Here is a 26873-nt window from a genome sequence, read left to right on the forward strand (position 1 = left end):
ACAGCAGAGGTGATCACGTGAGCATGGATATTACTGATTTTTATCAGACATTTTTTGATGAAGCAGACGAGTTGCTGGCGGACATGGAACAACATCTGTTGTTACTTGATCCGCAGGCGCCTGACATTGAGCAACTGAATGCGATTTTCCGCGCAGCGCACTCAATCAAAGGCGGTGCAGCCACGTTTGGATTTACGGTTTTACAGGAAACGACTCACTTACTGGAAAACCTGCTCGACGGTGCTCGTCGCGCTGAAATGAGCCTGAGCACCGACATCATCAACCTGTTTCTGGAAACAAAAGACATTATGCAGGAGCAACTCGACGCCTATAAATCTTCCCGGGATCCTGACGCAGAAAGCTTTGAATATATCTGTGCGGCCCTGAGACAACTGGCCCTCGAAGCGCAACAGGCGCGTGAACCTGTGCCTGATCTTCACGTGGTTGAAGACCAGACAGCGGCACAATCTGTCGCGACAGCGCCGGTTGCACCCGCTGCCGGTAAGGGCGATTTGCGCGTTCGTCTCTCCGGCCTGAAAACACAGGAAATTCCGGTGATGCTGGAGGAACTCGGCAATCTCGGCGAGATAAAAGATCCGGTTCAGACTGATGACAGCGTGGAAGCCACCCTGGTCACCACGGTTAGCGAAGACGACATTATTGCCGTGCTGTGTTTTGTGCTGGAGCCGGAACAAATCAGCTTCACTCACGCCCCGGCAGCGGTTGCTTCTGAGGCCGTTGCGGTTGCCGCATCCGCGCCTGTTGTGGCGGAAGTGGCCGCAGCACCGGCGGTCGTCGCCCGTCAGGCTCCGGTACTGACGGCAGTGCCGAACAGCGAACCGGCGAAAGCCCGTGCACCTAAAGCCCCTGAATCCACCAGCATCCGTGTTGCTGTTGAAAAGGTTGACCAGTTGATCAACCTCGTGGGCGAACTGGTGATCACCCAGTCCATGCTGGCGCAGCGTTCCGATCTGCTGGATCCGGTTGTCCACAGTGACCTGCTCAACAGCATGGGCCAGCTCGAACGTAATGCCCGTGATTTGCAGGAATCGGTGATGTCGATTCGTATGATGCCGATGGAATTCGTGTTCAGCCGCTTCCCGCGTCTGGTGCGAGATCTGGCCAGCAAACTGAATAAGCAAATCGAACTGACACTGCTTGGCAGCTCGACCGAACTGGATAAGAGCCTGATCGAACGTATCATCGATCCGTTAACGCACCTGGTGCGTAACAGTCTGGATCACGGTGTGGAAACGCCGGATGTGCGTATTGCCAATGGTAAAGAACCCACCGGTAACCTGACGCTTTCTGCGGAACATCAGGGTGGCAATATCTGCATCGAAGTGATCGACGATGGTGCCGGTCTGAACCGCGAACGTATTCTGGCGAAAGCCGCATCGCAGGGCATGAACGTCCATGACAACATGAGCGATGAAGAAGTCGGCATGCTGATCTTTGCCGCAGGCTTCTCGACCGCAGAAAAAGTCACTGACGTTTCAGGCCGTGGTGTCGGCATGGACGTGGTGAAACGAAACATTCAGGAAATGGGTGGGCACGTTGAAATCCATTCCCAGCAGGGCAAAGGCACCACCATCCGTATCCTGCTGCCACTGACGCTGGCGATCCTCGACGGGATGTCAGTGAAAGTCGGTAAAGAAGTCTTCATTCTGCCACTGAACGCGGTGATGGAATCTCTGCAACCGCTGTCAGAGGATTTGCATCCGATGGCCGGTGGCGAACGTGTTCTGCAGGTGCGCGGTGAATATCTGCCGCTGGTTGAGTTGTACAACGTCTTTGATGTTGAAGACGCCAAAACCGAAGCCACGCAGGGCATTGTGGTGATTTTGCAGAGTGCAGGGCGTCGCTACGCGTTGCTGGTTGATCAGTTGATTGGTCAGCATCAGGTTGTGGTGAAAAACCTGGAAAGCAACTATCGCAAAGTACCGGGCATTTCCGCCGCCACTATTTTGGGCGACGGCAGTGTGGCGCTGATCGTGGACGTGTCTGCACTGCAGTCACTGAACCGCGATAAATTAGCAACAGGCTCCACCGCCGCATAACAAGCAAAGCTGCCGGTGACCGCAAGGTTGCCGGGTGTGAAAAACTCAGGCCGATTTAAAGATAAAAGCAAAGGTGAACAACATGGCAGGACTTGCAACCGTGGCGAAAATTGCGGGCGAAACAGTAGGTCAGGAATTTCTGATCTTTACTTTAGGCGATGAAGAATACGGCATCGATATCCTCAAAGTGCAGGAAATCCGTGGATACGATCAGGTAACCCGTATTGCTAACACCCCGGCCTTTATTAAAGGTGTCACCAACCTGCGCGGCGTCATCGTGCCGATCCTCGACCTGAGGGTGAAATTCGCTCAGGAAGATGTGATTTACAACGAAAACACGGTGGTGATTGTACTTAACTTCGAAAACCGCGTTGTCGGGATCGTGGTTGACGGCGTATCAGACGTGCTGTCGCTGAGCCAGGATCAGATCCGCCCGGCACCGGAATTCGCCGTGACCATGTCGACGGAGTATCTGACGGGGTTGGGTTCGCTGGGTGACCGTATGTTGATCCTGGTGGATATTGAGAAGCTGCTGAGCAGTGAAGAAATGGCACTCGTTGATAGTGTGACGAAAATTTGATTTTCGTTTTTAAGGTCAAGGTCGTGGGCTCGCCGCCCACACTGGCCCAGAGACCCGCAATCGCGCGGGCCTCTGGACTCCACGCTCTTTTCACTGCGCGCTGTCGCAGGCACGACGGACATGTTCTGTCACCCTAGCGTGTGGCGCAAAATCTTGTCGCTCCGCGATGCCTTCTCCCGGTCCTGAAGCCCCCGCTCTTCAGGCCGCTCCGTTCAGCAAGATTTTTGATCACGCCAGTCTCGATCGAATAAAACCCTCGTTCTGATTCTTCCTGTTAAAAATAAGGGCAGAAGTTTTTTTCTTGCTCGTTCCCCGGCGAAGGGGAAGGCCGGGAAAGGGTATTAATGGCATCTCTGAACTGACCCTCTTTTTTGCACTGCTCCTAACTCATTGATTTAATAAGTGCACGTGAACACACAAAAAAGAGGGTATTTCTGCTAAAACAGGGATAATCTCTTGCCGTTCAAAGCGTAAACCTGAAAACCCAACAGTTCACTGCCGCACAGGCAGCTTAGAAATGAGCAACAAATCCAGCGGCGCGGCAATTGTCGTTCACTGCCGCACAGGCAGCTTAGAAATCTGGAACAAACAACTCGCCAGCGCCTTTTTAGTTCACTGCCGCACAGGCAGCTTAGAAAGTTAGATGATTTTCACAGCAGGAGAGAACCCGGTTCACTGCCGCACAGGCAGCTTAGAAAGATCCGCATTAATACGTCGGGCTGCGCATCACGTTCACTGCCGCACAGGCAGCTTAGAAATGCATCACCAGGGCGGCGGAAGTCCACTGCCGCCAGCCCCCCAAAACTCATCCCACCAAATCCCGTTCAACAAACCCTTTGCGCCACATTGTCGGCGACATGCCCAGCCGCTGGCGGAAGTGATGACGTAAAGTTTCCGGCGATCCGAAACCGGCCTGTTCGGCAACGCGGTCAATACTCAGTGTTCCGTTTTCCAGCAGGGCGCAGGCTTTTTCCAGCCGCACGGTCAGCATCCATTCTCCCGGTGTGGTGCCGGTAGCATCATGGAAGCGGCGCAGGAAGGTGCGGCGGCTCATACCGGCTTGTCTGGCGAGCTGATCAATCACCAGCGGTGTATTGAGATGGCCGCGTAAGTCATCGAGCAAGGGCGCCAGCGTTTTTGTCTGATGCCGTGGTACCGGTTGCTGGATCAACTGAGCCTGATTCCCTTCGCGCAGCGGCGGCGTCACCATGCGGCGCGCTGTACGGTTAGCGACTTCGATACCATAATCGCGGCGGATCAGATGCAGACACAAATCGACGCCCGCCGCACCACCGGCAGAGGTGATGATGCTGCCTTCATCGACATAAATCATGCCGTGCTCAACCTGCACGTCAGGGAATTTTTGCGCCAGAACATCGGTGCTGTTCCAGTGCGCCGTCGCGCGTTTACCGTCCAGCAAACCCGCAGCGGCCAACACGAAACTTCCCGCGCAGATCGACACAATTCTTGTCCCGTTGTGATGGGCTTTTTGCAGCGCAGCAATCAGCCGCTCAGACGCCGGTTCGTGAATGCTTCGCCAGCCGGGGATCACAATCGTACCGGCGTCTTCCAGCAGTTCCAGCCCGCCATCCACCACCAGCCGCACGCCACCTTGCGCGCCGAAAGTCCCTTCTTCTACCGACGCGACGGCTAACTCGTACAGCGGTTCGCCCGTGAGTTCATCGGCACGGCCAAAGGCTTCGACGGCGATGCCAAACTCGAAGGTACACAGACATTCATAAGCCAGCAGCACCAGTCGCCGGTTGGGCGCAGCGGGATGGCGGGAGGAAGACATCAGCGGCAGATCAACTTTTTGCATGAAAGGATAACCCTCAGGTTGGCACGATCTTGACGATACATGGCATACCGGCAGATTTCTACTCTGACGCCAATCTTCCATGCTATGCGTCTCTTATCCCCGCAGGATTTAATCATGAAAAACACACTCGCACTGATGGCGGTTTGTCTGGCCGCCCTGATGTCGGGGCTGGAAATTTCCAGCGTCCCCGTATTATCACCGGTACTCGAACAGGAACTGCATGCCAGTTTCCGCGAGCTTCAGTGGATCATGAACGCTTACACGCTCGCCTGCACCACGGTACTGATGGCGACCGGTACGCTGGCAGACCGCTATGGACGGAAACGTGTTTTTATCATCAGCATTACAGCGTTCGGGCTGACCTCGCTGATGTGCGGTCTCGCCGGTAGCGCACAATGGCTTATCGCAGGACGTTTTCTTCAGGGACTGAGCGGCGGCGCAATGCTGACCTGCCTGATTGCGATCCTTTCCTCGCAGTTTCCGCAAGGGAAAGCGCGCAGTCAGGCGTTTGCCGCATGGGGGATTACGTTTGGTTTCGGGTTAGGGTTCGGCCCGATCATTGGTGGCACGCTGGTCGCCTGGCTGAGCTGGCGATGGGTGTTTCTGATCCACGTTGTTATCGCCGTACTGACCCTGATTCTGGCGCTGAAAAACGTGGTGGAATCCCGTGACGGACAGGCTAAAAAACTGGATCTGGGGGGATTGATTACCCTTTCGGTCACGGTCTTGGGCGCGACGTTCCTCATTACTCAGGGCAGCATTCTGGGCTGGAGCAGTGTTACAGCAGGCGCTGTTCTGCTGGCTACCGCCGTCAGCGCGGTGATGTTCATCCGCATTGAAAAACGCCATCCGCACCCGATGTTTGATTTTTCGGTCTTCCGCGTCCGGGCATTTTCTGGTGCGCTGATGGGGTCGGTAGGGATGAATTTCAGCTTCTGGCCGCTGATGATTTATCTGCCGGTGTATTATCAGGGCGGGTTGGGTTATGGCAGTGTCGCTACCGGTATGGCACTGCTGGCTTATACGTTACCCACGTTGCTGATGCCACCGCTCGGTGAAAAACTGACAACACGTTTTGGCGCGTCACGTCTGATCCCGCTGGGATTATTCACAATAGGCGCAGGTTTTATGCTGATGCAAATCGCCGTCGTTCATCACCTTAGCCTATTGCCGGGTGCGCTGCTGGCAGGCATTGCGCTGGGGCTGACCAATACACCGGTCACCAACACCACAACCGGCTCTGTTGCGGCCAACCGCGCGGGAATGGCGTCGGGGATTGATATCAGTGCGCGCCTGATTACCCTGGCGATCAACATTGCGCTCATGGGAAACCTGCTGGTGGCGGGAATTGCCGCGAGCCTGAAAAAAGTCATGCCCGCAGCAGGGGAATTATCTTCGCTGGCAGAACGTATTGCAGGCGGCTCAGCCATTGAACCCCTGCAAAGCGGACAGATTGCGCAGGCACTGACTGATGGCTTTGCAGGCATTCTGCTCTATGGCGCGGCAGGCGTATGGGTACTGGCACTTCTCAGTTATTTGCTTTTTAACGGCAGGGGGCGGCGTAAAACGGTGTCTTGCGAGCCGTCCTGAGTTTACAAATCCGCGTTGCATATCGTGCAGCGCGTTTTTGCGTAATGTCTTCCATTTGTCTGAAAAATAATCATTTTCCCTGCGCATCTTTTTACTGAATATGGCGTGATAGCCCTGCGGGACGGGGCTTCACGGAAATAGTCGTGATGCAAAATGATAATTTGATTAAGTACGACAACTGGCGTACATTGAGGGCTCATGAGTTTCAGAGAGATCAAATGGAAGGTGATCGAATGTTTGAAGAATGGAAATATTGAATTTGAGGCAAGACGCGGGATTCAGCTTAAGAATTTGTTAAGTACGGGTGACATCTCGCCCTTTGAAGTGGCGGCCTTAATCGGCAGGGCATCCGGAGATCATTATCAGGTTCGCCCCTACCATTTTGACAGCAGTATTGATGTCCACATCATCACCGTCAGTAGTGCCGGAGTACCCTGGTACATCAAGTGGTATTTTACAGAGCCCACCAGTGTTTTTATCAGCGTTCATCATTAAGGAAGAATATGATTATTTATAAAGTCGGAGACGAGAAAAAGGCGATGTGTGGCGTCTGTGAGGCTTTTCGCATTGTCAGCTATCAGCTGCGCGATGTGCCGTTTGATGACGGCAGCGGTATGGTGAAAAATATCATTGCGGGCGTATGTAAAACCTGCGACAGCGTTGCGGTGATCCCTTTTCAGTCTGTGCCTGCCATCAAAAAGCAGTTGCAGATACAACGCAAAGCCGTGGAAACCCGTGTGCCTGCGCACATGATTGATCTGCTGAACATGGCGAGTGCGGAATTGGGGGCAACCCCTGATTTCGTGCCGTTACTGCTCAAATATTATATTCATCAGCTGGCATCAAATCCTGAAGCGGCCCTGCGCCTGGTGACCTTGCTGACGTCCGAACTGGCGACCGGTCTGGCCAATAAGCGCCTTTCCCTGAAAGGGCGCGAGATCGGTAATGATATCGAAAAACTCAAATCCCTGTCCCAGATCGACAACACCACAGAGTTACTTAAAGGCGTGGTGCTGATGATTCATCACGACCTTCTGGTCAATCCGGATGCCCATCGCATCGCAGTTTTAAAGAGTTTTGTCGCCACCGTTGCCTGATCACTTCCCCCGAAAAAATTTGACCCCCATCACATAAAGTTCCTGTTCTTCCTGCCGATAACTGTTCCAGATAATTCTCATTTGAAAAGGAACAACATGTTTAACCGTATGAAAGTGGTCACGGGCATCGTGATCTTACTGGTGGTCTTCGGTGCTTTACAGTTGGTATCCGGTGGCCTGTTCTTTAAATCGTTAAAGACAGACAAAGATAATTTCACCACGTCTCAGCAAATCCGTTTACAACAGGCAGAATTTAACGCCAGCTGGATTTATCTGCTGCAAACCCGCAACACCCTGAACCGTGCGGGTATCCGTTTCATGCTCGACGCCAACCAGATGGGCAGCGGCGCAACGGTCAAAGAACTGATTGATACCGCCACCAAAGATCTGCAAATCGCCGATCAGCACTTTGCCAGTTATCAAAAAATCCCCGCTGATGCCAGCCAGAACCCGCAATTTGCCGCCGACGCCAAAAAGCAATATCAGGTGCTGCATGACGCGCTTTCGGAACTGATTGAGCTGATTGGTCTGGGGCGTATCAATGACTTCTTCGAACAACCGACTCAGCAGTATCAGGACAACTTCGAAAAAGCTTTCGTCACCTATATCGATCAGAACGACCGTCTGTATAACGAGGCGGTGAAAGTGAGCGAGAATTCCTTCACGCATGCCATATGGATGCTGGGTACCGTGTTGATTGTGCTGGCGATTTTCATCCTGCTGGCCTGGACTGGCGTGCAACGCATCCTGATCCATCCGCTGAAAAATATCGTCGATACCATCCGTAAAATTGCAACCGGTGATCTGACGCACGAAATAGTCGTGAAAAGCCGTAATGAAATCGGCCAGCTTGCCGATAGTCTCAAGTACATGCAGGACGAACTGATCCGCACGGTCTCCGGTGTACGTCATGGCGCTGATGCAATTTACAGCGGTGCGAGCGAGATCTCCGCAGGCAACAGTGATTTGTCTTCACGTACTGAACAGCAGGCGTCTGCGCTGGAAGAAACCGCCGCCAGTATGGAACAGCTGACCGCGACCGTGAAACAGAACGCCGAAAACGCCCGTCAGGCCAGCCAGCTGGCACTGAGCGCGTCCGAAACCGCACAGAAGGGCGGGAAAGTGGTAGCAAACGTGGTCGATACCATGAATGACATCGCCAGCAGCTCGAAAAAGATCACCGACATTACCGGTGTGATCGACGGGATTGCTTTCCAGACCAACATTCTGGCGCTGAACGCCGCCGTTGAAGCGGCGCGTGCCGGTGAGCAGGGCCGTGGATTTGCGGTCGTGGCCGGTGAAGTCCGTACCCTGGCGCAACGCAGCGCGCAGGCAGCAAAAGAAATTAAAGGGCTGATTGATGATTCTGTCAGCCGCATTAATACCGGTTCAGTGCTGGCGGAAAGTGCCGGTGAAACCATGCATGACATGGTGAATGCCGTTACGCGTGTGACTGACATTATGGGCGAAATCACCTCGGCATCGGATGAACAAAGCCGCGGGATTGAGCAGGTCGCACAAGCCATCACTGAAATGGATCGGGTGACGCAGCAGAACGCCTCACTGGTTGAAGAATCCGCGTCCGCTTCTGCGGCGCTGGAAGAGCAGGCGAGCCTGCTGACGCAATCAGTGGCCGTGTTTACGCTGAGCCAGACCGCAAATAACAACGTGCGCCAGAATCCGGCATCTTCGGCGAGGCTGTCTCTGTTGACTCCGAACCTTTCTGGTTCTAAAGCCGGTAAGGGTGGAGCGCAGGGAACAGATTTAACCGAAAACTGGGAAACCTTCTAAGCACGTACATAACATCGCGACCCGAAAGAGTCAGGTTTGCCGTTAACGCAAAGGCAGTCCCGAGTATGTAGGGTATAAGAATAAAGGTGCCGGTCTGGGCTGGCACCTAATGAGGTTATCCATGTTTAAGCACATCCGTGTGTCCACCTGCATGTTTTTGTTATTGATAGTGTTCTTTGTTATGCAACTGGTTAACAGCGGGTTATCGCTGCAGGCCGCCCACACGGATAAATTGAATTTTGAGCAGATATCCAACACCGCTGAACAGCGTGATGCGCTCAGCCAGTCCTGGTCTTATCTGTTGCAGACCCGTAATACCCTTAACCGCGCGGCAACGCGTCTGGCGCTGAAACAGCCCCAGGAAAACATCACTCAGCTGATGTCGGATGCCAAAGCCAGCCTGAAAAAGGCCGAAGACGCTTACGCTGCATTTCTGGCTCTGCCCCGCAGAACAGAAAAAGCGGTGGCACTGACTGCTGTGAACAAGGCGAGTTATCAGCAACTGCACGATATGTTGCAGACGCTGACTGAGCTGCTGTCCAGCGGCGACATGAACGGTTTTCTGAACGGTCCGGCGCAAAAGTATCAGGATCAGTTCCAGAAAGATGTCGGTGATTACACTGCCTACGTCAGTGCCCGCTTCGGGGAAGCGCAAACGCAAACCGCAGCGTCTTACCAGAATGTCATGATCAACACCTCCGTCGCCCTTGTTCTGCTGATTGCCCTGACGGTACTGGCGCTGGTGGTGACCCGCCGCATTCTGTTTACTCCGCTGACCATTATGCGCGGACATTTTGACCGCATCGGGGCCGGTGATATCTCTTCGCCCATCGTTGCAGAAGGGCGCTACGAAATTAAAGTCATGCTGGAAAGCCTGCAGCAGATGCAAACGTCGCTGGCAGACACCGTCCGCACCGTGCGTCACGGCGCTGACACCATGTTCTCCGGCCTGAAAGGGATCGCGGCGGGCAACACTGATCTGTCTTCACGGACTGAACAGCAGGCGTCGGCGCTGGAAGAAACCGCAGCGAGCATGGAACAACTGACCGCCACCGTGAAACAGAATGCCGAGAATGCCCGTCAGGCCACGCAACTGGCACGCGATGCGTCGAATACCGCAGAAAAAGGCGGTGAACTGACCGGCAACGTGGTGAAAACCATGAATGATATTGCAGGCAGCTCGAAGAAAATCAGCGCAATCACCAGCGTCATTGATGGCATTGCGTTCCAGACCAACATTCTGGCACTGAACGCGGCGGTTGAAGCGGCACGTGCCGGTGAGCAGGGCCGTGGATTTGCGGTCGTGGCCGGTGAAGTACGAACCCTGGCACAACGCAGCGCACAGGCCGCGAAAGAAATCAAAGCACTGATAGATGAATCTGTCAGCCGCGTCAGTCAGGGTTCCCAACTGGTTGAATCCGCCGGAAATACCATGGATGACATCGTTCGTGCTGTCACCCGCGTAACTGACATCATGGGCGAAATCGCCTCGGCGTCTGACGAACAAAGTCGTGGCATCGAACAGGTATCGATTGCCGTGACCCAAATGGATCAGGTTACACAGCAAAACGCCACGCTGGTTCAGCAGGCCGCTTCTTCCACGCATGCGCTGGAAATCGAGTCTGAAAATCTGACCCGTGCGGTATCGGTGTTTCGCCTTGCCACCACTGACGGCGCAGGTCAACGCCGCAGCGGACTGGCTCAGGGCCTGACATCCCGCCAGGTGGCCCAACCCGCATTACTTCCGGCAACCGCAGGCGCGGTATCGGCAGATAACTGGGAAACATTCTGATACCAGATGAAGAGTGAATTGGGTACCCGTTACACCACCTGTCCCTCTAATGGAGCTGCACCATGAATCAACCAGGCTCGCCAATGAGTGCTGATAACACTTCGATCATGGCACAGATGATCCAGCGTTTACCGCTGTCCGATACCCATTTCCGCCGGATAAGTGAGCTTATCTATCAGCGCGCGGGTATTGTGCTGGCGGATCACAAACGCGAAATGGTCTACAACCGCCTGGTCCGGCGGTTGCGGATACTCGGGCTTAATGATTTCACCAGTTATATGGCGCTGCTGGAAAACGACAGCAACAGTCCGGAATGGCAGGCGTTTATTAATGCGCTGACCACCAACCTGACGGCGTTTTTCCGCGAAGCGCATCACTTCCCGATCCTGGCAGAACATGCCCGTTCGCGTCCGAACAGTTACAGCGTCTGGAGCACGGCGGCGTCGACCGGCGAAGAACCCTATTCCATCGCCATGACGCTGAGTGAAGCGCTGGGGCCGCGGATGGCAAGCTGCCGCATTCAGGCCAGTGATATCGATACGCAGGTGCTTGAGAAAGCCACCGCCGGGGTTTACCGCCTCGAAGAACTGCGCACGCTCAGCCCGCAGCAGTTACAGAAATTTTTCCTCAAAGGCACAGGCCCGCACAGTGGCCTGGTGCGTGTGCGTCCCGAACTGGCGCAGATGGTGGCTTTCCAGCAACTGAATCTGCTGGCGAACCAGTGGCAGCTGAACGGTCCGTTTGATGCAATTTTCTGCCGTAATGTGATGATTTATTTCGATAAAGAAACGCAGGAGAAAATTTTACGCCGATTTGTTCCGTTACTTAAACCGGGTGGTCTGATGTTTGCCGGACACTCCGAAAACTTCAGCCAAATCAGCCGGGAATTTTATTTGCGCGGTCAGACTGTCTATGGCCTCGCCAAGGAGAGGTAATGAATAAAATCAGAGTGTTGAGCGTCGATGACTCGGCGTTAATGCGTCAGCTGATGACGGAAATCATCAACAGCCATCCGGATATGGAAATGGTCGCGACCGCCCCCGATCCGCTGGTGGCGCGTGATCTCATCAAGAAATTTAACCCGGACGTGCTGACGCTGGATGTTGAAATGCCGCGTATGGACGGCCTGGATTTTCTCGAAAAGCTGATGCGTCTGCGTCCGATGCCGGTGGTGATGGTCTCCTCACTGACCGGCAAAGGCTCGGAAATTACCCTGCGTGCACTGGAGCTTGGCGCGATTGACTTTGTGACCAAACCGCAACTGGGTATCCGTGAAGGTATGCTGGCCTACAGCGAGATGATTGCCGATAAAATCCGCACGGCCTCAAAAGCGCGTCTGAACAAAAGCGTCAACATTGATCAGCCGCGTATTCTCAGCCATACGCCGCTGCTGAGCAGTGAAAAACTGATTGCCATCGGCTCATCAACGGGCGGCACAGAGGCTATCCGCCACGTGCTGCAACCGCTGCCGCCGACCTGTCCGGCGCTGATGATTACCCAGCATATGCCACCGGGTTTCACCCGTTCTTTCGCCGACCGTCTGAACAAGTTATGTCAGATCACGGTGAAAGAAGCGGAAGACGGAGAGCGTGTTTTGCCGGGCCATGCGTATATCGCACCGGGTGACAGACATATGGAACTCACGCGCAGTGGCGCCAACTACCAGGTTAAGTTGAACGACGGTCCGGCGGTGAACCGCCATCGTCCGTCGGTCGACGTTTTATTCCGTTCGGTGGCGCAGTTTGCCGGACGCAATGCCGTTGGGGTGATCCTGACGGGAATGGGCAATGACGGCGCCGCCGGCATGCTTGAGATGCACCGGGCAGGGGCTTACACCCTTGCACAAAACGAAGCCAGTTGTGTGGTGTTCGGTATGCCCCGTGAGGCTATCGCCACCGGTGGCGTAAACGAAGTGGTGGATCTCAGCCAAATCAGCCAGCGGATGCTGGCGCAAATATCAGCCGGTCAGGCATTACGTATTTAATTTTTCAGCCTTGTGCTGGGTAGCAAACCTTAGGAGTAGATAAAACATGGCCGATCCAAATCTGAGATTTCTGGTAGTAGACGATTTCTCTACCATGCGTCGTATCGTGCGCAACCTGCTGAAAGAGCTGGGCTTCAACAACGTTGAAGAAGCAGAAGACGGTGTTGATGCGCTGAACAAACTGCGCGCCGGGGGTTTTGACTTCGTGGTATCCGACTGGAACATGCCCAACATGGACGGTCTGGATCTGCTGAAAACCATCCGTGCTGACGCTGCGCTGGGCAAGTTGCCGGTGCTGATGGTAACCGCAGAAGCGAAGAAAGAAAACATCGTCGCCGCCGCACAGGCCGGGGCCAGTGGTTATGTGGTTAAACCCTTTACCGCCGCCACGCTGGAAGAAAAACTGGGCAAAATCTTCGAAAAACTGGGCATGTAGGAGTCCGTATATGGCAGAGATACCAATGCCTGCAAATGATGCAGCAACCGCGGGCGAAATTATCGCCCGCATTGGGCAACTGACCCGTATGTTGCGTGACAGCATGCGTGAACTTGGTCTGGATCAGGCCATTGCTCAGGCAGCCGAAGCAATTCCGGATGCCCGCGATCGTCTTGATTATGTTGTCACCATGACGGCTCAGGCGGCTGAACGCGCCCTGAACTGTGTTGAGGCTGCGCAGCCTCGTCAGAACAAACTTGAATCTGCCGCGAAGAAACTTGATAAGCGCTGGGATGAATGGTTTGAAAATCCGATTGAATTATCGGATGCCCGCGAGCTGGTCACGGACACCCGCAGCTACCTGAAAGAAATCCCTGAGCACACCAGTTTTACCAATGCTCAGTTGATGGAAATCATGATGGCACAGGACTTCCAGGATCTGACCGGTCAGGTCATTAAACGCATGATGACCGTGGTGCAGGAAATCGAAAATCAGCTGTTAATGGTGCTGATGGAAAATATTCCTGAACAACAGGCTAAAGCGAAGCGTGAAAATGACAGCCTGCTGAACGGCCCGCAACTCGATTCCAACGGTGTCGGTGTTGTGGCCTCACAAGAACAGGTAGACGATCTGCTGGATTCATTAGGTTTTTGATGTGCCAGCACGTCAGCAATAAACACCTCTCCGTCTCGCACTGAGGGGTGTTTTTCTTATCTGAAATTTTTACAAATAAATTCATCTGCTGAATAGCCGCCATTTTCCCTCTCTAATTCACCAATAAGACTTCGCCGCTTTTGTCATGCTATCCCTGCGTCATTGAATCTGTAGCGTCGTTCGTTCACCCGAATCACTGACTCATATCAGCTCATCGGGATCCTCTCGCTTACTGCCTTGCTACAACTCCAGTGACGTTGGGAGTTTGCATGAAATTGTGCCCGTCGTGTTTTACATGCCGGGTAAACCCTGACAGGAACCGCCGGTGGCTGAAGAAAGCGATCTCGAAAAAAGTGAGGCCCCCACCGCACACCGGCTTGAAAAAGCGCGTGAGGAAGGGCAGATACCGCGCTCGCGCGAACTGACCTCAATTCTGATGCTGGGAGGCGGCTTAACGCTGCTGTGGATGTCGGGCGAATCTATGGCGCGGCAGCTTGGCGTGATGATTTCGCAAGGTCTTAAGTTTGATCACGGCATGGTCAGCGATGACCGGCAGGTTTTGCAGCAGATGGCGACGCTGCTGGGCCGCGCAGTCTGGGCATTATTGCCGGTGATCGGCGGCCTGATTTTGATCGCACTCGCCGCGCCGCTGTTACTCGGCGGCCTGATGTTCAGCGGTAAATCCTTTGAGTTCAAGTTCAGCCGTATGGATCCGATTGCCGGTTTGAAACGTTTATTTTCCGGTCAGGTGCTGGCGGAACTGCTGAAAGCCGTTCTGAAAGCCTTGCTGGTCGGCACCGTCGCCGGGTTGTATTTGTGGCATAAATGGCCGGACATGATGCGCCTCATGGCGCAACCGACCATTCCGGCGCTGGGTGAAGCACTGAACATGGTGGTGTTCTGCGGGCTGATGGTGGTACTGGGATTAACGCCGATGGTGGGTTTCGACGTGTTCTGGCAAATCTGGAGCAACCTGAAAAAGCTGCGCATGAGCAAGCAGGATATCCGCGACGAACATAAAAGTCAGGAAGGTGACCCGCACGTTAAAGGGCGTATCCGCCAGCAGCAACGTGCAATGGCCAGACGCCGCATGATGGCCGATGTGCCCAAAGCGGACGTTATCGTGACCAACCCGACGCACTACGCCGTTGCGCTGCAATACAGTGAAAACAAAATGAGTGCACCGAAAGTACTGGCGAAAGGCGCGGGAGACGTGGCGCTGCGTATCAGGGAACTCGGTGTCGAGCACAAAATTCCGATGCTGGAAGCGCCGCCTCTGGCGCGTGCGCTTTACCGGCACAGTGACATTGGTCAGCAAATTCCGGCGACGCTGTATGCCGCCGTGGCTGAAGTTCTGGCCTGGGTTTATCAGCTGAAACGCTGGAAGCGCGAAGGCGGGCTGATCCCGAAAAAACCTCAACATTTACCAGTCCCTGAAGGTCTGGATTTTGCAGCAGGAGAGAGTGATACCCATGGCTAATCTGGCCGCGATACTGCGTTTACCCGCCAACTTTAAGTCCGGACAATGGCAGGTACTGGCAGGCCCAATTCTTATCCTGATCATCCTGTCGATGATGGTGTTGCCGTTACCACCGTTCATCCTTGACCTGCTGTTCACCTTTAACATTGCGTTATCCATCATGGTGTTGCTGGTGGCAATGTTTACCCAGCGCACGCTGGATTTCGCGGCATTCCCGACCATTCTGCTGTTTTCCACCTTATTACGTCTGTCGCTGAACGTTGCCTCAACCCGTGTGATCCTGCTGGAAGGGCATACCGGCGGCGCGGCCGCGGGGCGGGTGATTGAAGCCTTCGGTCACTTCCTGGTCGGCGGCAACTTCGCCATCGGTATCGTGGTGTTTATCATCCTGGTGCTGATCAACTTCATGGTTATCACCAAAGGTGCCGGGCGTATTGCCGAAGTGGGCGCGCGTTTTGTGCTTGACGGGATGCCCGGCAAACAGATGGCGATTGACGCGGATCTGAACGCCGGTCTGATTGGCGAAGACGAAGCGAAAAAACGCCGCAGCGACGTGACGCAGGAAGCGGACTTCTACGGTTCAATGGACGGTGCAAGTAAATTCGTGCGGGGTGACGCCGTTGCCGGTCTGATGATCATGATTATCAACGTCGTCGGCGGCCTGCTGGTGGGTGTGTTGCAACACGGTATGGATCTCGGCCATGCGGCTGAAAGTTATACGCTGCTGACCATCGGTGACGGTCTGGTTGCGCAGATCCCGGCGCTGGTTATCTCTACTGCAGCCGGTGTTATCGTCACCCGCGTCGGCACCAACGAAGACGTCGGCGAGCAGATGGTCACCCAGTTGTTCCGCAATCCGCGCGTCATGATGCTGAGTGCCGGTGTTCTGGGTTTACTCGGTATGGTGCCGGGCATGCCGAACTTTGTTTTCCTGATGTTCACCGCCGGGCTGCTGGCGCTGGCGTGGTGGACTCGCGGTCAGGAGCTGAAAAAACCGGCCACCGCAGCGGCCGCACCGGCCGTGGCAGACAACGGTAAACAAATGGTAGAAGCCAGCTGGCAGGACGTTCAGCTTGAAGACCCGCTGGGTATGGAAGTGGGCTACCGTCTGATCCCGATGGTGGACTTCGCCCAAAACGGCGAGCTGCTGGGACGTATCCGCAGTATCCGTAAAAAATTCGCACAGGAAATGGGCTATCTGCCGCCGGTTATTCATATTCGCGATAACCTCGAACTGCCGCCAGCGGGCTACCGTATCCTGATGAAAGGCGTGGAAATCGGCACGGGTGCGGCGCATCCGGGCCGCTGGATGGCGATCAACCCGGGCAGCGCGATTGGTGAATTGCCAGGCGAAGCGACGGTTGATCCGGCATTCGGACTGGCGGCGGTCTGGATTGAACCTGCAATGCGTGAGCAGGCGCAAATTCAGGGTTATACCGTGGTGGAAGCCAGTACCGTGGTCGCAACGCATCTGAATCACCTGATCAGCATGCACGCCAAAGAGCTGTTTGGCCGTCAGGAAACGCAGGAACTGATGGAACGTGTCACCAAAGAAATGCCGAAGCTGACGGAAGATTTCATTCCGGGCATCATTTCTCTGACCAATATGCACAAAGTGTTGCAGAACCTGTTATCTGAACGCGTTTCGATCCGCGATATGCGCACCATTGTTGAAACACTGGCGGAATATGCCCCGAACCAGCCGGATCCTAACGAACTGACGTCCGTGGTGCGTGTTGCGCTCGGCAGGGCGATTACCCAGCAGTGGTTCCCGGGCAGCGGTGAAGTGCAGGTTATCGGACTGGATACCTCCCTGGAACGTCTGCTGTTACAGGCGCTGCAAAGCGGCGGTGGTCTGGAACCGGGTCTGGCTGAACGTTTGCTGACCCAGTCCGAGGCGGCATTACAACGTCAGGATATGCTCAGTGCGCCACCGGTTCTGCTGGTGAACCACGCACTGCGTCCGCTGTTGTCACGCTTCCTGCGCCGTTCACTGCCCAATATCGTCGTGATGTCCAATCTGGAAATGAGCGACAGCCGCCAGATCCGCATGACCGCCACCATCGGCGGTGAATAACATGCGCCGCGCCACACTGTTGTTGCTGACCACACTGAGCCTGCCCGCGCTGGCCGCGTCCGGTACATGGTCCGATACCCAGCGCGGCGTGGTGCTGCAAAACCGTGGCGTGATGATGTCGTCGGGCGCGTTAGCCCCGCCGGCATCCGCGCCCGTGCGCAGTTCAGGTTCCGCAACCATCACAACCCTAAGCTGGAAATATGAAGTGCTCGGCGCAAGACCCGCCGGTTTACAGGTCAGACTCTGCAACACCATGAATCACTGCATCAATCTGGACGCCGAAGGCGGGGTGACAAAATCGTTTTACGGCCAGTCCGCCACTTCACCATTAAGACTGGTTTATTTTGTCCCCGGCGCTGGCGCAATGAATACGCCGCTGCGGGTGATCAGTAATGAAGTGATCGTGAACTATAAGTAAGCCCTCCACCGGCTCTAGTAATCCCTGAAAACCTTCCGGACGCCGTCTCCCATTCTCAATGTTTGCCCATTTTATCTGTATGGATGTTCAGCTATCACCGGAACTCATCTGGCCGAGTCGCTACACCAGGATCACCTGTAACTGAGAACGGCTCCCTCCCCTGCGAAGGGGAGGGTTGGGGTGGGGTATTAAATAAAAATCAATATGTTGAAGTTTGCACTGACCAGGTGTTAGCCCTTAAAACCCCCTCCCAACCTCCCCTGCGAAGGGGAGGGTTGGGGTATTAAATACAAATCAAAGTGTTGAAGTTTGCACTGACCAGGTGTTAGCCCTTAAAACCCCCTCCCAACCTCCCCCCTCGCAGGGGGAAATATCACACTTGCAGGCCATTGCACACCATTGCATCATCGGTATAACCAATTGTTTTTAAAGTGATTTAGTGTTTCTTGCGCTGGCGTGCAATTGCTAGACAGCGCACATCAAACCGGATATAAAACCGGATATCAACTTACTCGAAAGGATATCCGAATCATGCCGATCACAGACACTAAAGCCCGCACCTTTTTCTTTAAAGATACCTTCATCTTTTTTCATCAAAAAAAATAATAATGAGCAATTAAGAAAATGAAGATAATTGCGGATATTATAATCAAAGAAACTTCAATCATTCCCCATAATTTAAACTTACTTGTATTTATAAAATCATGCCAAAAATAAAAATCCTTTTTGATCAGACGATTTTCTTTCCTTAAAAAAAGTGGGAAGTAAACATAGGATATTTTTTCAACTGGGACACTTATATATACAATATTAAAATTGAAATATTTAAATGACATAACTCCGGGGGGGGGGATGTTATGTTTCTTTTTGTATTCATTACATAGTTCTTTATAACGTCTTTCATTGAAAAATGTTACTACCAACTCTAATATTATTACTAATATAAGTAGTAAGAATGTAATCATATCAATGACGTTTTTATCACTCACTATAGAATGCCTCATACAGAGCTTGCCCGGCACTACTACCGAGGTCTTGCCCTACCGATCCTAAAACCTCTCCCCCGGCTAACCCTCCTGTCACTGCTACAGCAGAACATAACAACGCTCCTGCACCACCAATTTCACTTGTAAGCAAACCCAGCCCCCACACACAGGCCGCCCCTGATAATCGAGCACCTATTATCCCACCGAATAATCCGCCAGTTTGAGAACCAGCAAATTTACTGTACTCAACAACTGTCATTTTCTTACACTCTGACTCTCTACCAACTGTACAAGCATCATAAATAGTATTAGTCGTGTTTGCAAAATCTAAGGTGATACCAACATATCCCAATTTTTTCATTGCTTTAATCAGCTTCGCTGATTTTTCAATATACGTTGCATAACCTTCTATCTCTGTTACGCCAGTTTGCGACCAATGCCGCATTATGCTTCTACTTGATAGACCTAATGCCCGTCTAATGTCAGAATACTCATTCATACCCAATTTGTATTTCATGAAATTATTAAGCAACAAATTGAGCTTTTTGAAATAAATCTTCCTTTGGGTATAGAATTGCTCACCAATTAATGCACCTCTTGTAATATAAGCATTCTTGTAAGTTTCTTGTATTTCTTTTAATACCTTTTCAATTTCTTCAAAATATTTTCCGCCGACTTCTGATGCCATGCCAGTAATACCACTTCCAAAACCGGTGAAAGTATCTATTGTATCTTTGTGTTTATGTAAGAAACTGGCTTCATCCATAGTTAAATCACTTAATGCTGTATCAACTTTTGCTTTTGCTTTCTTCAAAGTTTCGATTTGGTTTGCATCTTGTTTCTCAGGATCAACTAACAAAAGAATAGAAGCGGGTTTGATTGGTCCGCTGCCGTTGAGTGTATCGTATAATTCTCTTGCACCTGCTACAGGGTTATAAAATAAATAGTCACCAAAATCTTTTACATTCGCAGGTAAATCAACAATACAGAATCCAGCATCCACCGGTTCGCGTGGTGGTATATCCTCTTTTAGAGGGGAAGCTGGTGCCGATTCTGGTTTAGTTTCAGTAACCATCTGTTTCTTTGCCGCCTGTGCGTGTTGCTCAGGTTCATTGTCAGTGGTTTTCTGTGACGCCATTTTCGGCGCTTCAGGATAGTAACTGGATGAAAATTCACTTGCGAATAATCTCGCCTTACAAGGGCAACTACTAGAACTCTCAAGCGTACCGATGCAGGGCAGACCGTCGCTTGTATAGTTATGAATTCCACCTAATAAGATAAACACACCTTCATTTTTACCGCATGTAACTTTGTCACCAAGTCGAGCTAAATTTAAACCGTGGTGTATAATACGACTTGTTGCACTTACTACTTTTCCGCCGCATGAGGTTTTATCACCCAGCCGTATAAAATATCCAATAGCCATTTTATTTCCTTCTAGTTAAATGAAATTATCCATTTTTGTTTGTCTATTGAATAATGTGATATGCAGTCACAGTCATTAACTTTATCTATTTTTGATAGGTTCATTTTCTTTATAGCTTCTAACGCTATATTCATAAGCAATGAATTATCCATTAAATTCTGTTTTTTGATGCTTTCGCAATAGTTTTGGTAACATTGCTCCCAATAAAAATTAATTTCATCAAAATACGACTTATTAAATTTAAGCGTTATGGGTGATAATGCAGACATTTCCTTTTCAATTGTAAAACTCTGTATAAAACTTCGGGTTTTCAAATTATCGTTTTTAAATAATAGGCATTCTTTATTATCTATACTGAAACCGAATGCTATATGGATGTGATATTTTGCTGTGATTGGTGCAACATCGATCATCATTTCTGTAACGCTGACATCATTAAACGAATATACATTCCAAGATTCACCAGAGCTTTTGTTTAGTACAAAAGCACATATTAGAGCGTCAAGTTTTGAAGTGAATAAAAGCAGCCCGTTTTTATCGGGCGTCAGGCCAGTTGACCAAACCGGTTCCAGCCAGTGAATGCCATTCTCTCTTACAGATATCTTTGAGACTACGTACATATCAAGAGGGGCAAGATGGAAATGATCACCGGGAGCATAGAAGTAGAGACGCTTTGTCGTGTGAGGCATAATGATTACCGTTTCGTTGAGAAAACGATAATATACACCTGCATTTTATGTGGAAATAATGTCAAATTTCAATGAATTCAATGAGTAAAATTTATCCAGTGAATTGTAGTTTTGAATAACGCTTGAACTATTTGTGCTCTTTTCTTCACAACAGAAATTAGTTTGTATAAGATTTATTTGCTGGATAAAAAACAGGATATAAATTCATAATAGAAAATTAATATCGTTAATATTCAATATGATGTGTAGGCCATCCTCCCACTTCGCAGGGGGAGGAGCCAGGCAAACCGCGCTGACAACTTATCTGAACCGGGGGCAGGGCAAAGCCCAACAGGCAAGCCATTCTGCTCATCAGACGGGTGGAAAAAATCGGAATAAATCAGAAGACTGGCTAATCTGACAGAGGTATCAGCAGAAGTCGGGATGTGAATCGCGGGGAAAATACGAATACGGAGGGGAAACCGTTCCCCTCGTCTGGCGTTAAACGGAGATCTTCCTGACGGTTTGCCCCGATACGGTTTCCTGCCCGTTCGGTCCGTAGAATTTCTGCGTCTGACTGGCGTTAAGGATCGCCAGCGCCTCGGTGTTATAGGCGATTTGTTTGCCCAGTAACATGCCGTTGTGACGATTTATCTGACTCAGCCTGGCGGTCATTTGCACAATATCTTGCCACATCGCGGCGATTTCCGGCTGACTCTGCCCTTGTGGATCTGAGTAGGGTGCGGTTTGTCTGAGGCGTTCGTCATGCTGACGACGCTGTTTATCAAGATAGTCTACCGTGGCTAACAATGAACTTTTCTGCTCGGTTATATGCTGCAAGGCTGCACCATTTACGCGGCCAGAGCACAGTATCGTTTGTTCGTGATTAATCACCTGATCCAGCGCTTGCAACGTTTCAACCAAGGTAGTCATGGTCTTGATAAAGTTCTTCATCGGGCCTTATTACCTTCCAACTTTTTGTCTTCACACTGAGGTCTTCAGCTTAAAGACCTTTGAGATAATCCTGCGTGTCCTGTAACAAAGCATCAGCGATTTTGCCGGTATCCATCGTCAGTTTACCGTCGCGGATAGCTTGTTTCAGTTCTTCGACACGTGCCGTGTTAATGTCCTGCGCACTTGACTGAGTCAGAGATGCCTGTGCTGAACTCAGGGTCACCGCCGTACCGCTGGTGGTGGTGCCAGAAACAGTGCCTTCTTTACGCGTGTTCTGTACTGAAGCTTCAGACGGTTCGCGTTGCTGGATCGAGGTTAAAGGTGAAACACCTTGAGTACGATCGATAGCCATAAATTTCTTCTCCAGTATGGGGATCAGGGTTTTGAACATCTCATGAAAACCCTTAAAAATGCCGTCGCGGACGACTCTGATACGTGTGTTATCGACATGTGGCGAAATAACTTTAGCTTTTATTGCAGCTTTTTGCAGAACAACGGCTGCACTTTAGGATTATATCGTCACTGTCACAGACCCATCTGAGCCTACTGTTCCGTTCACAATTGCACCTGACGGCATTCTGATCCGCACTGATTCATTCGCTGCAGCATTGTTCATCGCCTTACCGGCACTCGATACATTAAACCCACTGCCTGTTGCCTGAACCTGAACTTCCTGCCCCGCATGCACCATCCACGGACGGCGCAGCATGGATAAGGTTAACGGCTGGCCGATGCTGATGTTTCGCAGCGTGATGCCATTCACCGCCTGTTGACTGTCAAGAATGGTTTTCGGTGGCAGCAGATCCAGTCGCCCGGTTTTTTGTTGCATATCGGTCTGTGTCAGGTGAGCGCCCGCTGGCACGTTCTTCGCCGCCACCCAGTACGTTCCGCTGACCTGCACTTTGGTCTGTACGTAACTTTTCTTGCCGTTACAGTTCACCGCCACGGAGACATTGCCCCAGGTGCGACTGTTCGGTGAAAGCATAAATTGTGGTGATAAACATTGGGGCTGACGCGCCGCCGGGGTGTTCACGACCACGGTCACCTGCATTCCGCTTTCAGCATATTGCTGGCGGAAGAACTGCTGAATTTGCGAGGACAGCAGTGTATCGCTATTGGACGAGGCAGGCATGCTTTTGACTTGCACTGGCAAAGACTGCGCATAGCTCACAGCACCAGACGTCGCACCGGTCATGATGCAGCCCAGCGTAATGCCTGTACGACATATTTTCAGCATGTTCATTCGCGTTTTACCTTTGTGCCAACCTACTACTGGCCACAAGTCTACGCTCACTTTGCAATTCCTAAAGGGACAAATAGCGCCCGATTTCATGCTTATTCAGACGATAGCCAGTTGACACTCGCATTTATGCTGTCGACTCCAAAATCTCACTTTGCGGAGGGCGCATGCTCGACAAATTGAACGCCGCACTACAGTTCCAACAGGAAGCGCTCAACCTGCGCGCCCAGCGGCAAGAAATTCTTTCAGCCAATATCGCTAACGCCGACACCCCCGGGTATCAGGCGCGCGATATCGATTTTGCCAGTCAGTTGCAGAAGGTGATGGAGCAGGGACGTGCGAGCGGCAGCGGCATCTCCTTGTCTCTGACGTCTGACCGCCATATCCCGGCGTCCAACGTACAGCCTGCTGATATGGATCTGATGTACCGGATCCCTGACCAGCCATCGGCAGATGGCAACACGGTCGATATGGACCGTGAACGTACCAATTTTGCGGATAACAGCGTGCGCTATCAGACCGATTTGACCGTTCTCGGCGGGCAAATCAAAGGGATGATGTCGGTGCTGCAAGGATAATAGCCCATGTCAATGCTTGGTATTTTTGATATCGCCGGTTCTGCGCTGGCCGCGCAGTCTCAGCGCCTGAACGTCAGCGCCAGTAACATGGCCAACGCCGACAGCGTCACCGGCCCGGATGGTAAGCCGTATAAAGCGAAGCAGGTGGTTTTCCAGGTGGATGCAGCACCGGGTCAGGAAACCGGCGGCGTGAAAGTGGCGCAGGTCGTTGATGACCCGGCACCCATGCGCATGGTGTATGAGCCGGGCAATCCGATGGCGGATGCAAAAGGCTATGTGCAGATGCCAAACGTAGATGTGGTCAGCGAAATGGTGAACACCATCTCTGCTTCCCGCAGTTATCAGGCCAACGTCGAAGTGCTTAACACCACCAAGTCGTTGATGATGAAAACCCTCACTCTGGGGCAATAGCGGAGCGAATCATGGCAATTACCACGTCGATAAATGACACCACTGATAACACCACGATCGCCAGCACCAGTTCCGGTGGTTCGTCCACAACCGGAACCAGTTCTGCGGATGATTTATCCAGCAGTTTCCTGACGCTGCTGGTCGCCCAGCTGAAAAACCAGGATCCCACCAATCCGATGGATAACAGTCAGCTGACCAGTCAGCTGGCACAAATCAGCACCGTCAGCGGGATTGAAAAACTCAATACCACGCTGGGCAGCATTTCCGGACAAATCACCAGTGGTTCATCTGTTCAGGCAAGTTCATTGATCGGTCACGGCGTGATGGTGTCCGGCAGCGCAATTCTGGTCGGCAGCGACACTGACGGCACTGTCAGCACCACGCCATTCGGATTTGAACTGGAAACGGCCTCCGATACCACCACCGCTACAGTCAGCGACGCCACCGGTAAAGTGGTGAAAACCATCACGCTGGGCTCCCAGACTGCCGGTGTGCACAGCTATACCTGGGACGGTACACAGGACGATGGCACCAAAGCACCGGATGGCAGCTACACCTTTAGCATCAATGCCCTGAACAATGGTCAGCAAATGGTGGCAACACCGCTGAACTATGCGCTGGTCAATGGTGTAACGACAGATTCAGCCGGGAATACCGCGTTGGATCTGGGCGTACGCGGAACCGCGAAAGTCGATTCTGTACGCCAGATTTTGTAAGTGAGTCACTCAGACCGCTCCCTCCCCTTCGCCGGGGCAGGAGCTAAAAACACTACACACAGTACAATGGAGCTAACATGAGCTTTTCCCAAGCAGTCAGCGGCCTGAGCGCGGCATCGACTAACCTCGATGTGATTGGTAACAACATTGCCAACTCCGCGACCGTCGGTTTTAAAACAGCCACCGCCTCTTTTGCCGATATGTTTGCCGGTTCCCAAACCGGTATGGGCGTTAAAGTCGCCGCTGTCACTCAGAACTTCAATGACGGTACGACCACCAACACCTCCCGCGGTCTGGATGTGGCCCTGAGCGGCAACGGTTTCTTCCGTCTGACGGACACCAGTGGCGCGGTTTATTACTCCCGCAATGGTCAGTTCTCACTGGATGCCAACCGTAATCTGGTGAACATGCAGGGTCTGAGTGTCACCGGTTTTCCGGCCACCGGCACCCCCCCGACTATCGCCGCAGGCGCACAGCCGGTTGCCCTGAACATCCCGACCACCCTGATGAGCGCGAAAGCCACCACGGTGGGTACGATGGTGGCCAACCTGAACTCAACGGATACGGCGATCCCGGCCGCCAAAACGTTCAGCAGCAGCGATGACACCAGCTACAACTACGTGAACAGCATCACCACCTATGACTCACAGGGTAATGCTCACGATAATAACGTCTACTTCGTGAAAACCTCTGCGAACAACTGGGATGTTTACGCGCAAGACGGCAGCGTCACAGGTTCAACAGCTGGCAAAATTGGTGCAATGCAATTTGATACCAGTGGTGCGCTGGTGAGTACCACTAACGCCGCAGGCGTCGCCAATGCCGGTCTGGCACTGACGTTGCCAATGAACACCGCGACTAACGGGACGGTGACGCCACAAACCGTTTCCCTGGATTTCACCGGCAGTATCCAGCAGAGCACCGGCAGCGACAGCATCGGTTCCCAGACTCAGGATGGTTATGCAGCGGGTCAGATGACCGGTTACACCATCAATGACGACGGCACAATCTCCGGCACTTACTCCAACAACAAAACCCAGTTACTGGGCCAGATTGTGCTGAGTAACTTCTCTAATCCGGAAGGTTTGAAATCTGAAGGCGACAACGTGTGGACGGCTACCGCGTCTTCCGGCCAGGCTGTAACCGGTATCGCGGGTCAGGGCGGTTTAGCGTCAATGACCAGCGGCGCGCTGGAATCTTCCAACGTCGATCTGAGTGCGGAACTGGTCAACATGATTGTTGCTCAGCGTAACTACCAGTCGAATGCGCAGACCATCAAAACTCAGGACTCCATCCTGAACACGCTGGTTAACCTGCGTTAATACGCGTTTTATCACCTGAGAACAGGGCAGCATTATGGATCACGCTATCTACACCGCAGGCGGCGCGGCCAGCCAGACGCTGGTTCAGCAGTCGGTGACGTCGAGTAACCTGGCTAACGCCAATACACCGGGCTTCCGCTCGCAGCTTTTAGCGATGCGCGCAGTGCCGGTAGACGGTGAAAGCCTGCAAACCCGCACGCTGGTCACGGCATCCACGCCGGGCGCAGATATGACGCAGGGCAAGCTGAACTACACCGGCCGTCCGCTGGATGTGGCTTTACAGCAGGACGGTTTCCTTGCGGTGCAGATGCCTGATGGCTCTGAAGCCTATACCCGTAACGGTGACATGCAAGTGTCACCGACTAACCAGCTGACCGTTCAGGGTCATCCGGTGATGGGGGATAACGGCCCGATTGAAGTTCCGCCGAATTCTCAGCTCACGGTTTCTGCGGACGGGACCATTGCCGTGCTTGAAGCCGGTGCTGACCCCAACACCATGGGCCAGCTCGGTAAGCTCAAGCTGGTGAAAGCGGCCAACAATGAAGTCACCCGTGGCGATGATGGTATGTTCCGGCCAACGCCGGCGACCGTTCAGGCACGGGGTGCGGCTTTACAGCCTGACCCGACTATTCACGTTATGCCCGGAACGCTTGAGGGCAGTAACGCGGATCCGGTTTCAACCATGGTTGACATGATCGCCAACGCCCGTCGCTTTGAGATGCAGATGAAAGTCATCCACAGCGTCGATGAAAATGAACAGAGTGCCAACAATCTGCTGTCAATGAGCTGATGA

26 protein-coding genes and 1 CRISPR repeat array are annotated in these 26873 nt (G+C 52.5%); of the genes, 19 read left to right on the forward strand and 7 right to left on the reverse strand.

What is annotated here, in order from left to right; genetic code table 11:
* Window positions 1–23 precede the first annotated feature (23 nt).
* Both cheA and cheW read left to right on the forward strand, forming a co-directional pair.
* The gene (cheA, locus tag GW591_RS04240) at window positions 24–2060 is read left to right on the forward strand and encodes a chemotaxis protein CheA (RefSeq protein WP_153375938.1); all 2037 of its coding nucleotides are present in this window, start codon (window positions 24–26) and stop codon (window positions 2058–2060) included.
* Between the two features lie 82 nt (window positions 2061–2142).
* Complete coding sequence (gene cheW / locus GW591_RS04245) at window positions 2143–2640, forward strand: chemotaxis protein CheW (protein WP_013575095.1); 498 nt, start codon at window positions 2143–2145, stop codon at window positions 2638–2640.
* A 490-nt stretch (window positions 2641–3130) separates the two neighbouring features.
* A CRISPR array of direct repeats spans window positions 3131–3398; the repeat unit is 28 nt; unit sequence GTTCACTGCCGCACAGGCAGCTTAGAAA.
* Window positions 3399–3445: 47 nt separating this feature from the next.
* Here cheW and ftrA read toward each other — a convergent pair.
* A complete protein-coding gene (gene ftrA, locus GW591_RS04250) occupies window positions 3446–4459 on the reverse strand; it encodes a transcriptional regulator FtrA (protein ID WP_166860158.1) in 1014 nt (337 codons plus the stop codon).
* Window positions 4460–4573: 114 nt separating this feature from the next.
* Between ftrA and GW591_RS04255 the strand changes: the two genes are divergently transcribed.
* From GW591_RS04255 to GW591_RS04310, 12 genes are all read left to right on the forward strand, one after another.
* Window positions 4574–6049, forward strand: coding sequence for an MFS transporter (locus GW591_RS04255; RefSeq protein WP_166860160.1), 1476 nt, complete (start codon window positions 4574–4576; stop codon window positions 6047–6049).
* Window positions 6050–6247: 198 nt separating this feature from the next.
* Window positions 6248–6544, forward strand: coding sequence for a hypothetical protein (locus tag GW591_RS04260; protein ID WP_013575148.1), 297 nt, complete (start codon window positions 6248–6250; stop codon window positions 6542–6544).
* Between the two features lie 8 nt (window positions 6545–6552).
* Complete coding sequence (locus tag GW591_RS04265; RefSeq protein ID WP_037034841.1) at window positions 6553–7146, forward strand: hypothetical protein; 594 nt, start codon at window positions 6553–6555, stop codon at window positions 7144–7146.
* Between the two features lie 96 nt (window positions 7147–7242).
* Window positions 7243–8937: a methyl-accepting chemotaxis protein gene (locus tag GW591_RS04270; RefSeq protein WP_013575150.1), complete on the forward strand. Its 1695-nt coding sequence runs from the start codon at window positions 7243–7245 to the stop codon at window positions 8935–8937.
* 121 nt (window positions 8938–9058) lie between these two features.
* On the forward strand, window positions 9059–10729 hold the full coding sequence (locus GW591_RS04275) for a methyl-accepting chemotaxis protein (protein ID WP_112151837.1): 1671 nt from the start codon (window positions 9059–9061) through the stop codon (window positions 10727–10729).
* A gap of 62 nt (window positions 10730–10791) precedes the next feature.
* Window positions 10792–11664, forward strand: coding sequence for a protein-glutamate O-methyltransferase CheR (cheR, locus tag GW591_RS04280; RefSeq protein ID WP_013575152.1), 873 nt, complete (start codon window positions 10792–10794; stop codon window positions 11662–11664).
* Complete coding sequence (locus GW591_RS04285; protein WP_013575153.1) at window positions 11664–12713, forward strand: protein-glutamate methylesterase/protein-glutamine glutaminase; 1050 nt, start codon at window positions 11664–11666, stop codon at window positions 12711–12713. Before cheR ends, GW591_RS04285 begins: the two co-directional genes overlap by 1 nt.
* A gap of 46 nt (window positions 12714–12759) precedes the next feature.
* Complete coding sequence (gene cheY / locus GW591_RS04290; protein ID WP_013575154.1) at window positions 12760–13149, forward strand: chemotaxis response regulator CheY; 390 nt, start codon at window positions 12760–12762, stop codon at window positions 13147–13149.
* A 10-nt stretch (window positions 13150–13159) separates the two neighbouring features.
* Window positions 13160–13804: a protein phosphatase CheZ gene (cheZ, locus tag GW591_RS04295; protein ID WP_013575155.1), complete on the forward strand. Its 645-nt coding sequence runs from the start codon at window positions 13160–13162 to the stop codon at window positions 13802–13804.
* Between the two features lie 325 nt (window positions 13805–14129).
* Window positions 14130–15284 (forward strand): flagellar biosynthesis protein FlhB, encoded by a 1155-nt coding sequence (gene flhB, locus GW591_RS04300; protein WP_013575156.1) that lies wholly within the window; start codon window positions 14130–14132, stop codon window positions 15282–15284.
* A complete protein-coding gene (gene flhA, locus GW591_RS04305) occupies window positions 15277–17361 on the forward strand; it encodes a flagellar biosynthesis protein FlhA (RefSeq protein ID WP_015689760.1) in 2085 nt (694 codons plus the stop codon). The genes flhB and flhA overlap by 8 nt, the downstream gene beginning before the upstream one ends.
* A 1-nt stretch (window position 17362) precedes the next feature.
* Window positions 17363–17779: a flagellar protein FlhE gene (locus GW591_RS04310; RefSeq protein WP_166860162.1), complete on the forward strand. Its 417-nt coding sequence runs from the start codon at window positions 17363–17365 to the stop codon at window positions 17777–17779.
* Window positions 17780–18372: 593 nt separating this feature from the next.
* Here the strand turns inward: GW591_RS04310 and GW591_RS04315 are convergent.
* The 6 genes from GW591_RS04315 to flgA form a co-directional block, all read right to left on the reverse strand.
* Window positions 18373–18768, reverse strand: a complete 396-nt coding sequence (locus tag GW591_RS04315; RefSeq protein WP_126124770.1) for a hypothetical protein — start codon at window positions 18766–18768, stop codon at window positions 18373–18375.
* The gene (locus tag GW591_RS04320; protein ID WP_166860164.1) at window positions 18761–20191 is read right to left on the reverse strand and encodes a PAAR domain-containing protein; all 1431 of its coding nucleotides are present in this window, start codon (window positions 20189–20191) and stop codon (window positions 18761–18763) included. The genes GW591_RS04315 and GW591_RS04320 overlap by 8 nt, the downstream gene beginning before the upstream one ends.
* A gap of 11 nt (window positions 20192–20202) precedes the next feature.
* Window positions 20203–20880: a hypothetical protein gene (locus GW591_RS04325; protein WP_121019422.1), complete on the reverse strand. Its 678-nt coding sequence runs from the start codon at window positions 20878–20880 to the stop codon at window positions 20203–20205.
* A gap of 480 nt (window positions 20881–21360) precedes the next feature.
* The gene (locus GW591_RS04330) at window positions 21361–21813 is read right to left on the reverse strand and encodes a flagella synthesis protein FlgN (RefSeq protein WP_013575160.1); all 453 of its coding nucleotides are present in this window, start codon (window positions 21811–21813) and stop codon (window positions 21361–21363) included.
* A 49-nt stretch (window positions 21814–21862) separates the two neighbouring features.
* Window positions 21863–22165, reverse strand: a complete 303-nt coding sequence (gene flgM / locus GW591_RS04335) for a flagellar biosynthesis anti-sigma factor FlgM (RefSeq protein ID WP_013575161.1) — start codon at window positions 22163–22165, stop codon at window positions 21863–21865.
* A 159-nt stretch (window positions 22166–22324) separates the two neighbouring features.
* Window positions 22325–23056: a flagellar basal body P-ring formation chaperone FlgA gene (gene flgA / locus GW591_RS04340; RefSeq protein ID WP_166860166.1), complete on the reverse strand. Its 732-nt coding sequence runs from the start codon at window positions 23054–23056 to the stop codon at window positions 22325–22327.
* A gap of 164 nt (window positions 23057–23220) precedes the next feature.
* On the opposite strand from flgA, the gene flgB reads away from it, so the two are divergent.
* The 5 genes from flgB (at window position 23221) to GW591_RS04365 (ending at window position 26870) form a co-directional block, all read left to right on the forward strand.
* Window positions 23221–23631, forward strand: a complete 411-nt coding sequence (gene flgB / locus GW591_RS04345; RefSeq protein ID WP_013575163.1) for a flagellar basal body rod protein FlgB — start codon at window positions 23221–23223, stop codon at window positions 23629–23631.
* A gap of 6 nt (window positions 23632–23637) precedes the next feature.
* Complete coding sequence (gene flgC, locus GW591_RS04350) at window positions 23638–24042, forward strand: flagellar basal body rod protein FlgC (protein ID WP_013575164.1); 405 nt, start codon at window positions 23638–23640, stop codon at window positions 24040–24042.
* Window positions 24043–24053: 11 nt separating this feature from the next.
* On the forward strand, window positions 24054–24758 hold the full coding sequence (gene flgD, locus GW591_RS04355; RefSeq protein WP_013575165.1) for a flagellar hook assembly protein FlgD: 705 nt from the start codon (window positions 24054–24056) through the stop codon (window positions 24756–24758).
* Between the two features lie 77 nt (window positions 24759–24835).
* Window positions 24836–26080, forward strand: coding sequence for a flagellar hook protein FlgE (gene flgE, locus GW591_RS04360; protein WP_013575166.1), 1245 nt, complete (start codon window positions 24836–24838; stop codon window positions 26078–26080).
* A gap of 34 nt (window positions 26081–26114) precedes the next feature.
* Window positions 26115–26870: a flagellar basal body rod protein FlgF gene (locus GW591_RS04365; RefSeq protein WP_013575167.1), complete on the forward strand. Its 756-nt coding sequence runs from the start codon at window positions 26115–26117 to the stop codon at window positions 26868–26870.
* The last annotated feature ends 3 nt before the right edge of the window (window positions 26871–26873 follow it).

The organism is Rahnella aceris (assembly GCF_011684115.1).
Lineage (GTDB): Bacteria > Pseudomonadota > Gammaproteobacteria > Enterobacterales > Enterobacteriaceae > Rahnella > Rahnella aceris.